This window comes from Leptospira venezuelensis, from assembly GCF_002150035.1.
Classification (GTDB): domain Bacteria; phylum Spirochaetota; class Leptospiria; order Leptospirales; family Leptospiraceae; genus Leptospira_B; species Leptospira_B venezuelensis.
In genome coordinates, this window is sequence record NZ_NETS01000008.1 from 358,588 (window position 1) to 373,894 (window position 15,307).

The window sequence follows — 15,307 nt, forward strand, 5'->3', positions numbered from 1 at the left end:
TTCCCCTATGATTCATTATCGGATCCATAACCTCGAAACCAAGTTGCGATTTCTAAAAGTATGGTCAATCCTGAATTCCCGGATCGGTGACACCCTAGATTTGGTCCGTACATGTTTGGACGAAGCGGACGGGCGGAAAGGACGGAAAAAGCCCGATCCTCTCCTAAAAAAAGACCGGGCATCAGTTGGAAGACTACTTCAGATGGCGAACTGAAGAGTGAGTGAGAAATAGGTACTATTTCGGTCCAGATTGAATTGTTTTTGGTTTTTGATCGCGTCTCCTGCGTAAAGAACAGTCGCTCCTGCCCAGATCGAGAAGTAATCGTTAATCTTCTTGATATAAATCAGGTCATATTCCAGGAGAAGTCTGTGTCCAGGTTGCCAATTTTTCAGGAAAGGATTATTGGCATAGTTTTCGGTACTTCCTGTGACAGTCTTATTCGCGAGAAAGTCTCCGTTCGCATCGTACCCGGTTGTTCCACTAACCGCGTTCCTGTTACCGTCATACCAAGCATCTTGGACTTTATCCTTTCGAATATCGTAAACTGCGAATATAAATCTTCCCCAGGTATCATCATAGTATTGGATATGAACGGAAGAAGTTCTTACGTTTGCCCAGAAGGCAGCGTTTGCGATACCATTTCCTGAATCGAAATAAGGGAAACCGCCTGATCTTGTAGCAAATAAAGGATCCCAGGTTGCAGATCTTCCGTCACTTCTATTCGGGTCACCGGACGCTCTTGCAAATTGAACTCCCACACGAAAACCTTTATAGGTATACCCTGTTTGAGCTAAGAAGAAGGATGCGTCATGCTGGACAGTTTCCTTGTAGGCAGCGTGTTTGTTCGATCCAGATCCGATTGTTGTATTCAGACTATCCCAAGAAGCGTCTATTGTTTGGCCAGTGCTTCCTGTTTGGGCTGCGTATTCTAAACCCCAGTCCCAAGATTTTCCAGCAGGTAGACTTCTACCAGAAGCAGTTCTATTGCTCAAACGAACACCAGTCGTGAAAAGATTATCTCTACCGTTCGTTCTTTCGTTTGGATCCACAAGAGGACCGGTTGCTGTAGTAGTATTATACTTTTTGATAACGCCAATCTCATATAGATCGACTACTAGTTCTTCGGACGGTTTCCAAGTATTGTATAAGAAAGCAAGATATGTATCGTTAAGAGCTTTCGCTCCGCCAACCTTCTGGTTATTTGCAGTTACGAATCCGTTCGGACCATTACTTTCTTCCGCAAGAACAGTATAACCTGCATGAGTGGACCAAGTCTTAGTATCGAACGCCACTCTAACTCCATCAAAAGAGTTACCGATCTGGCTATCGTTACGAGCACCTATAATCCTGGAATCTCCGTAAGAGAAAACCTGACGACCTAAATACAATTTTGTATAAGGAAGAAAATCCTTCCAGATCACATACGCTTCTCGGATATCAGTATTATTTTTTACTGGTACCTGGCTTCCGGGAGCATACGCAGTACCGATAGAATTTGTAAAAGAAGTTGGACCGTATCCTGTCCCGCTCGGGTCTTTATATTGTCCATACAAACGAGTGTCTTGGATAGTTAATTTCACCGCGAAGGATTCGTTGATATCTAAAAGTGTCCAGAACTGGCTGTTTTGCGTAACGTAGTTTTTTGAATCACTTGTGGATTTATCAAAATCCTGGTTATTAAAATTTTCGAATCTAGGACGGATCTGCAAACCGAATCGGAGGTTATCAGTGAGCCAAAGATTATAGCTTTTTTTAACTGAATCCTGGTGCTCGGGTGTTAATAGTAAAGTTCCAAGTAATTCCCCATCTAATTTACCTTTCCATGGACTTTTATAAGGAGCAGCTGGAACTTTATCCTTATCTTTGTCCTTTGCATCCGCATTAGTAGTCGGAGTAGCAGAAGGAGTTTGGGTAGAAGGAGCCACAGTTTTCTCGTCTGCAGCATTAGGCTTAACCGGAGTGGTCTCAGCTTGAGTTACTATTTCCTGTTTCGGGGGCTCTACCCCTTCAGCCCATAGGCTCCCTAAGCCAAAAAGCCCGAAAGATAAAAAGAGTCGGACTGGTAAGAGTGAATATTTTTTGTTCCGACTCGGTCGGCTCAGTATTGTATTTTTTAACATATTGGGAGTCCCTTATTTTGGATTAAAATCCAATATAGCGGATATAAATTAGAGTTTAGCAGATTCTGTAAACAATTTATTTGATATTTTCCTAGATTTTTTGACCTTGGGTCGCTTTTTTGAACCTAAAATCCACATTTAATCTGACAAATCGTCATTTCCTCCGTTAAAGTAGAATATTCCGAAACTTCTTTTCCATCCAGGATTGTGCAGAAAGACCGATAGAATAAGATAGAATGTATAGAAAGACAAAATACATAGCCAGAGTTAGCATCTTAGTCTTTCTGCTATTCTCCCCTACATTACAAAAATTGAATCCAATTCCAGTCTCGATCAGTACTGAACCGGACCTGGACTATAATTACGAGTATGAGAAAAATGGTGTATATACCAAGTTTTCCGACTGGGTCCCGTATAAACTGCATAAATGGGAACCTAAGTTTTTAGAAGACTACTACGAAATGTATGGTCTCAAACTTCATTATAAAGAGAATGAACTCAGAAGGAATATATTCTTTCTAAAGGCCGGCTTACAAAAAAGATTCCGTCATCCAAGAAACGCTCTTTGCAGAGTAACCAACGAAGAAGAATACCATAAATACAGACTTCTGATCTTTATGCATATGAATCTGCAGATCATGAGATCCTACATGAGGATAGCTTCTCAATTTGATAAAAGACATTTATATTTTTATAATTTAGATTTCGCTCACGAACTAAAACAATCCTTCGAAGTTGCGGATTCATTCTATAAAGAAGCTATTCCTTACTGGGAAGCCTCCAGAAAATACGCAGATCAGGCTTCGGAAATAGATTATGATCTGGATCTTGGAACCATAGAAACGGAAAGATACGAGATAATCACAGGCAAGCTGGACTTCGGCCAGATCATTTCAGACCACAGAGAAAGACTGACTAAAAAAAGAGAAACTGTAGGCGCCTATCTGGCTAAATATCCAGAAGCGGATAAACCGAATCTGGATCAGATCCCCTAGCTGCATTCTCACGCAGAGGCGCGGAGTCGCAAAGTTTTTTTTGCGTTTTGTTAGAACTCCTACATCCCACCACCTCTCTGCGGCTTAGTGGCTCTGCGTGGAAATTATTTCTTCGTATCTCTATCTCTCTGCGTGCCCATAAAAAAACCCCGGAAAAGTCCGGGGTTTTTTAATCCATACTGAATTCTTACGATTAGCAAGAATAAGTAGTAAGGAACTCGAATGGGTGAGGACGTCCTTCCCAAGGCCAAATTTCGGTTTCGAATTTGTATGCTTTGTAAGTTTGGATGAACTCTTCGGTAAATACGTTTCCTTTTTTGAAAATTTCTTTACCAGCTAACATATGCTCCACTGCTTCTCTAAGAGTGTGAGGCATTTGTTGGATTCCTTTTTCGCGGATCTCATCCAAAGAAAGTTCAAATAAGTCTTCTTCCCGAGGTGGTCCCGGATCGATCTTATTCTGGATACCGTCGATTCCTGCCATAAGCAATGCAGCAAATGCAAGATAAGGGTTCGCAGAAGAATCTGGGAAGCGGAACTCAACACGTTTAGCTTTTTCGCCGCTAACGAACGGAATTCTCGCGCAAGCAGAACGGTTCTGAGCAGAATAAGCTAAGATCGCAGGAGCTTCGAATCCTGGAAGAAGTCTCTTATAGGAGTTAGTGGATGCGTTAGTGAAAGCAGCAACAGTTTTTCCGTGCTTCAATACACCACCAGTATAGTTAAGAGCAAGCTCGCTCAAACCTTGGTATCCGTTTCCTGCAAACAGGTTTTTGCCATCTTTCCAAATAGATTGGTGGCAGTGCATACCGTTACCATTGTCTCCGTAAAGAGGTTTAGGCATGAAGGTCGCAGTTTTTCCCCATTTATGAGCTACGTTCTTAACAACGTATTTCAATTTTTGAACGTTATCTGCTGCTTCAATAAGAGTTCCGAATTTAACTCCGATCTCTCCTTGAGCCTGAGCAACCTCGTGGTGAACCACGAAAGTTTCCATTCCGATCTTATGAAGAGTTTTAACGATATCCGCACGAAGGTCAACTTGAGAATCCACAGGAGCTACTGGGAAGTAACCACCTTTGGTTCCTGGACGGTGTCCAGTGTTGATGGAACCTGGCATATCGGTGTGAGAATTCCAAATACCTTCGGAAGAATCTAATTCATAATACTGAATATTGATCGCATCTCTTACTTTCAAACCATCGAAAAGGAAGAATTCGTTCTCTGGTCCGAAATATACGGTATCACCGATCCCAGAATCTTTCAGGTATTTCACCGCATTTTTAGCGATGGAACGAGGGCATTTTTCGTAAGCTTGGTTCTTATAGATATCCCATACATCACAGAATACTACTAAAGTAGGGTCTGCAGTGAACGGATCTAAAAAGATGGAAGTTGGATCAGGGATCAACTGCATGTCCGATTTGTGGATCGGCTGCCAAGCAGGGATGGAAGAACCGTCAAAAGGAAGTCCTTTTAGAGTGTCTTCTTCTACGGAATCTACGTGGTAAGAAACGTGGTGCCAAGCTCCTTTAATATCCGTAAAACGGAAATCGTAGAAAAGAATCTTGTTCGCTTTTGCGAAAGCGATCACTTCTGCGGCATTTTTCGCCATTGATACTTATCTCCTATATCTTTGTACTAGGGGTCTCTAATTCGCACGCGAAAAGCGTGTCCTGCTTATGTTTATGCAAGAGATGTGCCAAATCCTAATTCCCATCTTGCAAGTATCTTTCTTCTCAATAAAAAAAGAAGGAGCCCCTTGAAAAGCAGTCCATGCTCAGGCTAAAAATCCTTGAACCTGAGGCAATCAGTAAAAAACTCCGATTGAATGGATTCGATAGAATTTTCAGCCCCGAGGTCCTGGATCTATCTGTCCTTTGTCCTGCGCTAGTTTGGTACACTACGCTCAAAATATAATCATGGGAGAAACCATGCAGACCCTTGCCAAATGGCCTAGTCCATCCGAACTTTCTTTTTCAGACGGGAGAGAAGTCGGAGCAGAAATTCCGGATTCCAAAGAATATTTTCAATCAGTGTTGGCATGGGCAAAGGAGAATGATGCAGAAGAATACTTTCTCGTTCCTTTGGAAGAATGGGTTCCTTCTACTAAATTGTTATCTACACTTCCCTCTTATCCAGTCCGCGCCCAAATGGATATTCCAGATCCAGTAACCTTCTCCTATTTACTCCCACCTGTATTATTCGGGAAAAAACTTTGCTTCTGGACTTCGCAAGGGACTAGCCTAACAGACTCTTACATTCATGTACTAGGAAAAATAGAAAGATCCGAAGAACAACTTAGCAGAATTTTTGGGACTGAGATCCTTTCAATTCCTGAGATCATTTGGAAAGAAGAAGAAAAACATTCAAATTCTCTACTATTAGAAAGAAAATTATGGGGAAGAAGAGAGAATGGCAAAAGATATTCGTCCTCCTTCTCTTTTGCAAAAGCGTTTTTTGTAGGATCTTTGACTGACATTAGAGAAGTCTATGAATATGAATTAGTATCTCCAGGCCGATCCGAGTTAGAAGCCGCGATCCATAAGTTTTTATTTAAAAGGGCAGATTCCAAATACTTCTCTCTTTTATCCTCTTTGGGAAAAACCGAATCAGAGAATGGATTCGTTTTTAAACCTAAGGTCTATTTTTCATTCGGACTACAACTTATGATACTAGCATGCGTGATTGCAGAAGCCTACGAAGAATTAGTCTCTCGCTTCATACAAGAAAGGCCACAACACAAAGAAGCACTGAATAAGTTAGAAGAATGGACTAAAAAAGAATTTCATCCCAAAACAGAAGCCGGAATGGAAGCAATCTTTGAAGAAAGAGTCGTTCATTTATTGGATAAATATTCAGACAGAACTGACAGATTCCTTCTTAAACAATTAGAACAAGAATATGCACTTTCTCAAAAAGATTTGTCCGAACATTTTCAACTCAGGAAGAAGGAACTAGAAGAGAAATTGATCCCCGATCTTCTCTCCCACATAGATTCTCACACTAAACTCTCCTTTCCGGAAGACCTAAAGTCAGAGTGGGAACAATTAGGAAAAACATTACAGGTTCGCCTCGAAAATCTTCTATTGGAAAGAAAAAATTTACAAAATCCGGAAGAAAAAGGGAACGGAAAAACGCCAGAAAGCTGGAACATTCTAATCGGGCAAAGGTCTGATTAAAGAATATTAGGCCAATTTATCCTAGGAAAGGTTTCGAATCTTCGGGAGAGAAATCTTTGACAATGCCGGTATTTCAAAAAAAATGACCGGTAAATACCTTTCACAGGTATTTCCTAGGAATAACGGCGACGTAGCTCAGCTGGTTAGAGCAACGGAATCATAATCCGCAGGTCCGGGGTTCGAATCCCTGCGTCGCTAGGTCCTTTGGAGAAAACACACCCATGAAAAAAACAATCCTCGCAACCCTAATCTTGCTAGCTACGGTTTTCACCGGATTCTCCTCCGTTTCCGCTCAAAGCCAAGCATGCAACCAGATCTGTGATTTTTACACAAACTGCGTAGAAGGGCAAAAAAAGCTTAGTGCTGCAGATAAACAAAAAGTGGGAGCCGGTTGTTTGAATACCTGCCGTAAAAATCATTCAGCAGTTACTTCTTGTTATGAAACTCATTCTGGTCAATGTACAGCTTTCAATAGCTGCTTGATGGAAAGTTATAAAGGTAAAAAATAATCCTTAAATCATTCGATCGGGTATTTGGAAAAACGCCCGATCGAAATCCTTAAAGACTGGATCCAGTCCCTTCTTCCTTAACATCTCAGTAAATTCTTCAATTTTTCTAGAATCTTCTATTTCGAATTGTTTTAATTCTTCTCCGCCTGAATAACCACCAGGATCTGTTCTAGATTCTACAGACATATGAGTGATAGGCATTCCTGCCAGATGATCTCTCATCCGAATGGACTCTCTTGTAGACTGCACAAGCCCGCTATCAGGCAAAAAAAGTCTTAATGCAAATAAGAACCGAACATACTCTCTATCGGAAACAAAGATTGTCTTATCAAACTCACCTTCTGCAGGCCTCATTCGAGGAAGAGAGATTTGGATTGTGGTTCTCCAATACTTTTTGGTAAGATAATATGCATGTTCTCCTAATCGGAACATTTCTCCATAGGGATCCGAAAGTCCAAGAAGTGCCCCCACTCCAATTCGTCTAAAACCAGCAAGCCCCCCTCTGTCTGGAGCCTCTAGTCTATATCTCATATTCTTTTTCATCCCACGCAGATGATATTCTGAATAGGTTTCGGGATCGTAGGTCTCTTGATAAACTACCAGACCTTCTACACCATCTGTGATCAATACCTCGTATTTTTCCCGGTCCATAGGATAAATTTCGATAGAGATAGAGTCAAAATAAGATTTCAAAATACGAACTGCGGATCTCAAATATTCTAAATTTGTGATGGAATAATCTTCTCCAGTTAGAATCAGAAGATGGCGTATTCCTTTGGAATATAGGACTTCGGACTCTGCGCGGATCTCCGACTCATTTAATGTTTTTCGGGGGATCTTATTTTCAAAACTGAATCCACAATAAACACAGGAAGACCTGCACTCATTCGAAAGATACATTGGCATATAGAGAGAAATCGTATTACCGAATCTCTTTTTGGTCCAGTCCAGCGCAAGTCTCGCCATTTCTTCCAAATAGGAATCAGCTGTCGGATGAATTAAGGAGAGATAATCTTCAAAATTAAGAGTTTTTCCTAAATAGGAAGTATGGAGTGCGGATTCTATATCTAATTTAGATTTAGATAATACTCTTTCCTTCGCTTCTAAGAAGGAGATTTTATCAAATAACTCCGTGTACATTTCTAGATTCTTCTTCTAAAAATCCTGTAAGAGGACTGGAGGCAGATGCTCGTTTAGAAGTTTTAATCCCTGAATTAGAATATAATTTCGAAATTCTTCCAGCTTCTGTGGCGAGTTTGAATGCATATGCAGTTTTTGCAGGATCTTTTGCTATCGCAATTGCAGTATTTACAAGAACCGCATCCGCTCCTAATTCCATTGCTTGTGCAGCATGAGAAGGCAATCCGAGTCCTGCATCTACAATCACTGGTATATTGGATTGTTCTATAATAATTTCTAAATTTGCTAAGGTGCGAATCCCTTGGTTGGTGCCTATTGGTGATCCTAATGGCATTACAGTAGCACAACCTGCTTCTTCTAAATGTTTACATAGAATTGGATCTGCGTTGATATAAGGTAGGACATTAAATCCTTCTTTTACAAGAATCTTTGCAGCCTTTAAAGTTTCGATAGGATCAGGAAGAAGGTAAACTGGATCAGGAGTCACTTCAAGTTTCAACCAGTCACCTCCGCCTAGTTCTCGAGAGAGTCTCGCTAGGCGGACAGCTTCTTCTGCATCTCTTGCCCCGCTTGTATTCGGCAAAAGTAATATTCTTTCTCTGTCAATTTTGGTGAGAATATCATCTTCCGTAGAAGATAGATCCACTCTGCGTAGAGCGACAGTCACAACTTCCGTTTCAGAAGAATGGATTGCTTGTTCCAAAGCAGAGCCAGAAGAGAACTTGCCAGTACCTAAAAACAGCCTGGATTTGAACCTTCTGCCTGCGATGATTAGATCGTCTGATTCCGCCACGATTCCAGATTATACTGCTTCGGTCGCTCTTCCAGCAAAATCTCTGGCTTCATCCAGTCTCAAGCTGATAATTTTGGAAATTCCAGGCTCTTCATTTGTGACCCCGAAGATTGAGTTTGCCCTATGGATCGTAGATTGAGCGTGGGTAATGACCACAAACTGAGACTTGTCCTTGAACTTATCCAAGATCTGGCAGAAACGAAGTTTATTCGCCTCGTCAAGTGCAGCATCTATCTCGTCCAAGAAACAGAATGGAGACGGTTTTACCATATAGATCGCAAAAAGTAGAGCGATCGCAGTTAAGGATTTTTCACCACCGGAAAGTAGTCTCAGGTTTTGGACATGTTTGCCAGGAGGTTCTGCCATGATCTCGATACCAGCGTTTAAGCTGTCTTCTCCATCCACAAGTTCGAGCATTGCTTTTCCGCCGTTGAACAAAGTGGAGAATGTTTCCTGGAAATTCTCTCTAATTCTTTCGAATGTTTCTCTGAAAAGTTTTTCGGACTCTTCGTTGATATTTTTCAGAATCTCAGTGATATCATTTTTAGATCTTTCGATATCTTCTTTTTGAGTGCGATGGTGCTCGTAGATCTCTTTTACATTTCTATATTCTTCTATCGAGAGTGGATTGATAGAACCAAGCATCTGTATGTCGGACTTCAGACGTTTGAGTTTTGTCTCACTTTCCCCTTTTTCAGGCTTCCTGTCCTTGAATTCATCAGCAAGCTCTTGTTCGGAGATAGAATAATCGTTGTATAATTCTTCTGAGAATGACTCGAGCTGGACCTTATAAACAGAAACCGCCTTTTCCTTTTCAGTCAAGATTGGGAATAAATTCTTATAATCTTCCTGATTCTTCTGGATTTCGTTTTTAAGGCCTTGGATCTCTTTTACAATATTTCGGAGAGCTTCTTTTTCAGAATCTAAAGCCCGGCTCATTTCCAAAAATTCGTTATATCTGTTCTCAATCTGTTGTTCCAGCTCGATCACTTCTTTTTCGAATTCTGTTTTTTTAACGCCGAGAGTTTTGATAGATTCTTGGGCAGCCAAAATTCTCTTTTGGGTTTCTTCAATTCTTACAGAAAGAGATTTTGCGGATTCTAACTTAGAATTTTTTTCGGAATTTAATTCTAAGATTCGTTTTTCTAAATAAACGATCTTTTCGCGGATATTTTCCGCTTCTTCTCGGAGAGACTCTATCGTTAATCCAGATTCTTTGATGGAACGAGTTAGATTTTCATTCTCTAAGATCAGATCTTCTATCTCTTGGTCTAAACCTTCTTTCTGAGATAAAAATCCGTCTCTATCAAATAATAAACTGCGGATGCTATCTTCTAAGGAGAAATATTCTCCCAATTGGGATCTGAACTTTTCAGTTTCTAGTTTTCCTGCAAGATAAGAGAGTTTGTTCTTGGTTTCTTCTCCAGTATATGAATCCAAAGCGGTTTTAAGTTCCGTTTCGACCGAATGAATTCTGTCTGCTTCTCCGAGTAGGAGTTCCTTCAGACGATTTCTTTCTTCTTCCGTGGATTGAGCTTCTTTTTTACGGGATTCTAATTGGGAAATAAGATCGAAGATTACTTCTTTTAGTCTTTCTCTCAGCTCCACATGTCGTTTGTCATTGGACTGGATTCTGGTTTCCTTATCTTGGATGGAAGTATTCTCTGCTTCTATCCTGGATTCAATTTCTGATTTGTTTTTACGAAGATCCTCAATCCCTTGTTCCAGAGATTTACTTTCTCCTTCCAAATCGATTGCATCTTTTTCCAATTTTTCTTTATCGATCTGTAAAAGGCTTTGGGCAGATTCTTCTTTTATTAAGGATTCTCTAATATCAGAAATACGATCCGAATAATCTAGGATAATACCTTTATTACTTTCAACTTTATCTTTTTGGATCTGGGTTTGGGTGAGATGGTCTAAAAGTTTTTTGTCAATTTCTGCAACCTTCTTCTCTAAATCAGACTTATGATGATCTAATTCTTCGATCCTTCCTGTCTCTGCAGAAATTCTTTCGAGCAGAACTACGTTCTTTTCCTTAATTTCTTTTAACTCATTCTCAGAAGTCTCGTGTTTCTTGGTTAAGGTAGAGAATTTGATATAACGGATGATCTTATCAGTCTCATCCAGCTCTTGTTTGAGCTTAAAATACTCTTCTGCTTTCTCAGCTTGTTTTTCCTTAACTTCCATCTCCTTCTTCATTGTATTCATAATATCTTGGATACGAAGAAGGTTCTGGTTGGTGTCGGAAAGTTTTTTGAGAGCCTCTTGTCTTTCCATCTTGAATCTGGAAATACCTGCTGCCTCTTCGAAGATCAGTCTTCTCTCTTCAGGTTTGGAATGAAGGATACGATCGACCTTTCCTTGTTCCATGATAGAGTAACTGGATTTTCCGATTCCTGTATCGAGTAAGATCTTTTCGATCTCTTTCCGTTGCACACGAGAATCGTTTATTAGATATTCGTTATTTCCATCCGCGTATAATCTGCGGGTTAATTTGATGGTTGGATAATCCATCTTAATGAGTTTGGAGGAATTATCGAAGACAACGCTGACTTCAGCGAAACCCGCAGGCTTACGAGCTTCTGAACCGTGAAAGATGACATCGTCCATCTTATCACCGCGAAGACCCTTGGCGGATTTTTCGCCGAAGACCCATTTTAAAGCGTCGACTATATTCGATTTTCCGGAACCGTTAGGTCCTACAACTGCGGTAAATCCCGGATCGAGAAGAACTTCTGTCTCGTCCGCAAAGGTCTTGAATCCAACAATATTCAGGCTTTTGAGATACATATGTATTTTTGTGTTTCTTTGGGAAATTGATTGCAAGTGACCAGAATCGGGCGGACTCTGGAATGCTTAGGAGTATTATGTCTCACGATCTCCCGGAAAAAACAAGAGAAATATTCGGGAAAAAACCCTATCTCAGCCTGTATTTCCAAAATCCTCCTACAGAGCCGTTGGAGTTCCGACTCGAGGCGGCCAAAAATCAAAATGAGTTCTTTCTTTCGAAAAAAGGAAGAGCTTTGGCAAGTGCGGTCGCTCCTCTCACCCAAGCAAAACGGCAAGTGGATTCAGTTTCTATACAATCTACGGATCTTGTCGCAATTTTAGGGCTCGGAAACCCTCACTTGATCCGTGAAATAGAATCCAAATTAGAACCGGGGCAAATTTTATTACTCATCGACAAAGACAGAGATCTACTCTTTCCACTTTGGGAAGAATGGTTAGAACCTGTGATGGAAGTTCCTGGAAGACATTTATTCTTGGGAGAAAATTCTCTTTCTCTTCTATGGAATTATTTAGAATCACTTCCAGTAGAACGAGTTTCCGGTATCAGGATCGTTCGCAATGCCGCAAGCGTTTCTTTGGAAGAAATGTTCTACGCGGAAACGGATATAAGGCTTCGAAAAATTCTATCCTCTAAAATGAGCGATCTACTCACCAAATTCGAATTCGAAAGGATTTGGGTGAGAAATTCTTTAGTCAACACTGCAAATTTTTTATCTCCTCCTAGCCCAAGAACCAAAATAGAATCCTTAAAAGAAAAATTTAACGGAACACCTTCCCTACTCGTATCAGCCGGCCCTAATTTACGAAGACAATGTGAATGGATCAAAAGTATAAGAGATAAAGTTTTTGTAATGTCCTGCGATACTTCTCTTAAAGTTCTTCTTAAATACGGGATCATACCGGATGGAGTAATGACATTAGATGCACAAACTCACTCCGTATTCCATTTTTTGGGAGAAGATACATCCGAAATCCCATTATTCGCAGACTTAGTAAGCTCTCCTCCTATACTAAGAAATCTAAAATTTAAGTCGGTTGTCCACAGTATCACCGCGAAGTATTTAGTAGATGCTTCCGGAGAACTAAAAAGAGAAGCAACTGCAGGAAGTTCCAGTGCGGAATCCCTGCTTGGTCCAATCGGAGATATTCAATCTGGTGGAAGTGTTGCTACAACTGCATTCGACTTATTAAGAAGTCTCGGATGTAAACCATGCTTTTTAGTGGGCCAGGACCTTGCCTATTCAGGCAGAGAGATCCATTCCACAGGAACTCACCATAACGAAAAATGGCTTACTCTACTTAATAGAAAAACCAGTTTAGAAAAAATTAATGAAGCAGTTGTCCGAAAAAGAGATACAAGGTATGTTCCTTCTGTCACAGGCGGAGAAGTATTAACGGATTATGTGCTGGATCTATACAGACATTGGTTTGAAGAATCTTCCAAATCCTTAGACTTTCCAGTTTATAATGTAAACACACAAGGTGCAAAAATAGAAAATGCCCAAAATATAGGACCAGAAGAAGCCACACAAATCCTAAACGGATTCCAAAACCACCAATACTTCTGGCAAAAATTTCCCGCATGGAAACCTGAACTAATCCAAGAAACCTTGGTAGGATCTCCTGCAAATTTTAAAAATGAACTTTTAGAAACTATCGACACAATCAAAAACGAATTTTCAAAACCCGAAAGAAAAGAAGAAGCGTACATAGATCTACTTTCACTTTTCAGAAACACATTGGGCAAATGGGAAGATCTAAGATATTTAATCCGAAAAACGGAAGTTTACATTCTCCGCCATAAAGACAAACTGAATGAGGCACGCAAAAGAGAATTATTCTTGGGAGCTATCCTGAAGGAGTTTACTGGTTTAAGAAGAAAGTTGCTTGCCGGAGAGAATTGAAGGGAAAATTTCCTGATCTAATTTGTAGTTTAGATATAAACTCAAAGAAATATTGTTTGATTACATGCTGCAAAAATTAATCGAAAAACTATATATGCTCACTTGGAAAAAGACAAAAAACAAAGAAGAATTGTTAAATCCGGGCTCAAAGTTAAATCTCAAAGAACTACCGTCTCCTCTTCAAAAATTATATTTAATTGCAGATGGGCAAAAGGAAGAATTCCCAAACATATTTTTAGGTCATTCTTTTATGACTTTGTCTGATTCTTTAGAAGCCAAAAAAATATTAGATGAATTGGCAGAAGAGGAAAATTGGGAAAAAGAATGGTGGGACAAAAATTGGTATCCATTCGGAGACGGAGGAACAGGGGACCATCTTGTTTTAGATAAAGAGACTGGAAAAGTATTAGAATTTATTCACGATTCTGAAGATAGACCTGAATATGCTGACTCAATAGAAAACTATCTAAAAGATCTGATCGAAGGACTGGAATCTGGGAAATTTTATTTTGATCCTAAATTAGGAATTTTTAATACGGAACAACCAAAAACTTTCAAACCGGAAAAATCTAAAATCAATTGGAAAGAATTTTGGCTGGATGTAATATTATGTGATAAACCCAGAGGTTTCGGATTTACCGGACGAATTATCCAAACATTTGTTTTTATATTCTATGTTTGTCTAGTATTTTTATTCAAATGGATCTATTCCCACTATATTAGCAAATAAATAGATTCGAATAATCAGCTTTCCTTACTTATCTTAAAATAATAAAAAATCCTATGATTACTAGTTTCTATATAGATACTAGTAATCATGGAAACTCCAGGCAAAGAATTCTACAATCGACTCGATATAGATTCCGTTTTATCAGCGGTCGAAGACGCTGGATTTTCAGTTTCAGGACATTGCCTTGCATTAAACAGTTTAGAGAACAGAGTCTATGATGTTGGCTTAGAAGAAGGTGGAAGACTCGTAGTAAAATTTTACCGCCCAGGACGCTGGACTCTTAATCAAATATTAGAAGAGCATTCTTTTTTAAAGGAATTGGAAGAAGGAGAGATCCCTGTTGTAGCTCCTCTACCCTTAGAAAACGGAGTTACTGTCAGAGAAACAAAAGAAATTTATTATACGATCTGGCCTCTCCAAAAAGGAAGATTGGTAGAAGAACTAGACAAAAACAATTTGATCCAAACCGGAAGATTACTCGCCAGGATCCACAATATTGGATCCTCTAAACCGGCAAAACACAGAGTAGAATACAATCTCAAAAATTTCGGAGAGAAACCATTGCGGTTTTTAAAAGAGAAGGAGTTCCTTCCAACTCATCTATGGAAAAGATATGAAGATGCAGCCAACCGGATTTTCAACTCGTTTTCCGAAGCTTCCAAAGATATGCCATTCCATCGTATCCACGGAGATTGCCATAAAGGAAATTTAATACAAACCGCAGACGGACTTTGTTTTATAGACTTCGATGATTTTGTGACCGGCCCCGCAGTTCAGGATTTTTGGATGCTTTTACCTTTTGGAGATTCCTCCTCCGAGTATGAAAGAGAGATCTTTTTAGAAGGTTACAGAGAGTTCCGAGAATTTCGTTCTTCTTGGTTAGATCTTGTGGAACCGTTACGAGGCCTACGTTATATTCATTATTCTGCATGGATCGCGAAACGTTGGGAAGATCCTTCTTTTCCGAATGCATTTCCTCATTTCGGAACGGAAGAATATTGGGAAAGAGAAACTCAGGATCTGGAAAGATTGGGATCGGATCTTCCTGTATCTTCTGAAGAAGATGGTAGGAACTCCTTTCAAAAAACGGAAGAATCTGAACTTACAAATAAAGATTTTTTCTGGGATATGGAGGATTAA

11 protein-coding genes and 1 tRNA gene are annotated in these 15,307 nt (G+C 39.9%); 7 read left to right on the forward strand and 5 right to left on the reverse strand.

The window, feature by feature from the left end:
- Positions 1-198 precede the first annotated feature (198 nt).
- Positions 199-2,121, reverse strand: a complete 1,923-nt coding sequence (locus B1C82_RS05780) for an alginate export family protein (protein ID WP_086446648.1) — start codon at positions 2,119-2,121, stop codon at positions 199-201.
- Positions 2,122-2,357: 236 nt separating this feature from the next.
- Between B1C82_RS05780 and B1C82_RS05785 the strand changes: the two genes are divergently transcribed.
- Complete coding sequence (locus B1C82_RS05785) at positions 2,358-3,116, forward strand: hypothetical protein (RefSeq protein ID WP_086446649.1); 759 nt, start codon at positions 2,358-2,360, stop codon at positions 3,114-3,116.
- A 193-nt stretch (positions 3,117-3,309) separates the two neighbouring features.
- Here B1C82_RS05785 and glnA read toward each other — a convergent pair whose 3' ends face one another.
- Positions 3,310-4,731 (reverse strand): type I glutamate--ammonia ligase, encoded by a 1,422-nt coding sequence (gene glnA, locus B1C82_RS05790; protein WP_086446650.1) that lies wholly within the window; start codon positions 4,729-4,731, stop codon positions 3,310-3,312.
- Positions 4,732-5,050: 319 nt separating this feature from the next.
- Between glnA and B1C82_RS05795 the strand changes: the two genes are divergently transcribed.
- From B1C82_RS05795 to B1C82_RS05805, 3 genes are all read left to right on the forward strand, one after another.
- Positions 5,051-6,298, forward strand: coding sequence for a hypothetical protein (locus B1C82_RS05795; protein WP_086446651.1), 1,248 nt, complete (start codon positions 5,051-5,053; stop codon positions 6,296-6,298).
- 124 nt (positions 6,299-6,422) lie between these two features.
- Positions 6,423-6,496, forward strand: a tRNA-Met gene (locus B1C82_RS05800).
- A gap of 23 nt (positions 6,497-6,519) precedes the next feature.
- Complete coding sequence (locus tag B1C82_RS05805) at positions 6,520-6,807, forward strand: Cys-rich protein (protein ID WP_086446652.1); 288 nt, start codon at positions 6,520-6,522, stop codon at positions 6,805-6,807.
- Positions 6,808-6,810: 3 nt separating this feature from the next.
- Here B1C82_RS05805 and thiH read toward each other — a convergent pair whose 3' ends face one another.
- Genes thiH through B1C82_RS05820 form a run of 3 tightly spaced genes read right to left on the reverse strand, consistent with a single transcriptional unit; the run spans position 6,811 to position 11,533 of the window.
- Positions 6,811-7,947, reverse strand: coding sequence for a 2-iminoacetate synthase ThiH (gene thiH / locus B1C82_RS05810; protein WP_086446653.1), 1,137 nt, complete (start codon positions 7,945-7,947; stop codon positions 6,811-6,813).
- Positions 7,928-8,740, reverse strand: coding sequence for a thiazole synthase (locus tag B1C82_RS05815; protein WP_086446654.1), 813 nt, complete (start codon positions 8,738-8,740; stop codon positions 7,928-7,930). The genes thiH and B1C82_RS05815 overlap by 20 nt, the downstream gene beginning before the upstream one ends.
- Positions 8,741-8,749: 9 nt before the next feature.
- Positions 8,750-11,533, reverse strand: coding sequence for a chromosome segregation SMC family protein (locus B1C82_RS05820; protein WP_086446655.1), 2,784 nt, complete (start codon positions 11,531-11,533; stop codon positions 8,750-8,752).
- A 77-nt stretch (positions 11,534-11,610) separates the two neighbouring features.
- On the opposite strand from B1C82_RS05820, the gene B1C82_RS05825 reads away from it, so the two are divergent.
- The 3 genes from B1C82_RS05825 to B1C82_RS05835 all read left to right on the forward strand — a co-directional run bounded on the left by B1C82_RS05825 (position 11,611) and on the right by B1C82_RS05835 (position 15,307).
- Positions 11,611-13,437, forward strand: coding sequence for a motility associated factor glycosyltransferase family protein (locus B1C82_RS05825; RefSeq protein WP_086446656.1), 1,827 nt, complete (start codon positions 11,611-11,613; stop codon positions 13,435-13,437).
- A gap of 64 nt (positions 13,438-13,501) precedes the next feature.
- A complete protein-coding gene (locus B1C82_RS05830; protein WP_086446657.1) occupies positions 13,502-14,167 on the forward strand; it encodes an SMI1/KNR4 family protein in 666 nt (221 codons plus the stop codon).
- A gap of 87 nt (positions 14,168-14,254) precedes the next feature.
- The gene (locus B1C82_RS05835; protein WP_086446658.1) at positions 14,255-15,307 is read left to right on the forward strand and encodes a serine/threonine protein kinase; all 1,053 of its coding nucleotides are present in this window, start codon (positions 14,255-14,257) and stop codon (positions 15,305-15,307) included.

Excerpts from the sequence above, each read along its gene's own strand:
- B1C82_RS05830 (WP_086446657.1), top strand. The coding sequence starts at position 13,502 with ATGCTGCAAAAATTAATCGAAAAACTATATATGCTCACTTGGAAAAAG.
- B1C82_RS05780 (WP_086446648.1), bottom strand. The coding sequence starts at position 2,121 with ATGTTAAAAAATACAATACTGAGCCGACCGAGTCGGAACAAAAAATAT.
- B1C82_RS05820 (WP_086446655.1), bottom strand. The coding sequence starts at position 11,533 with ATGTATCTCAAAAGCCTGAATATTGTTGGATTCAAGACCTTTGCGGAC.
- B1C82_RS05835 (WP_086446658.1), top strand. The coding sequence starts at position 14,255 with ATGGAAACTCCAGGCAAAGAATTCTACAATCGACTCGATATAGATTCC.
- thiH (WP_086446653.1), bottom strand. The coding sequence starts at position 7,947 with ATGTACACGGAGTTATTTGATAAAATCTCCTTCTTAGAAGCGAAGGAA.
- glnA (WP_086446650.1), bottom strand. The coding sequence starts at position 4,731 with ATGGCGAAAAATGCCGCAGAAGTGATCGCTTTCGCAAAAGCGAACAAG.
- B1C82_RS05795 (WP_086446651.1), top strand. The coding sequence starts at position 5,051 with ATGCAGACCCTTGCCAAATGGCCTAGTCCATCCGAACTTTCTTTTTCA.
- B1C82_RS05785 (WP_086446649.1), top strand. The coding sequence starts at position 2,358 with ATGTATAGAAAGACAAAATACATAGCCAGAGTTAGCATCTTAGTCTTT.
- B1C82_RS05825 (WP_086446656.1), top strand. The coding sequence starts at position 11,611 with ATGTCTCACGATCTCCCGGAAAAAACAAGAGAAATATTCGGGAAAAAA.
- B1C82_RS05805 (WP_086446652.1), top strand. The coding sequence starts at position 6,520 with ATGAAAAAAACAATCCTCGCAACCCTAATCTTGCTAGCTACGGTTTTC.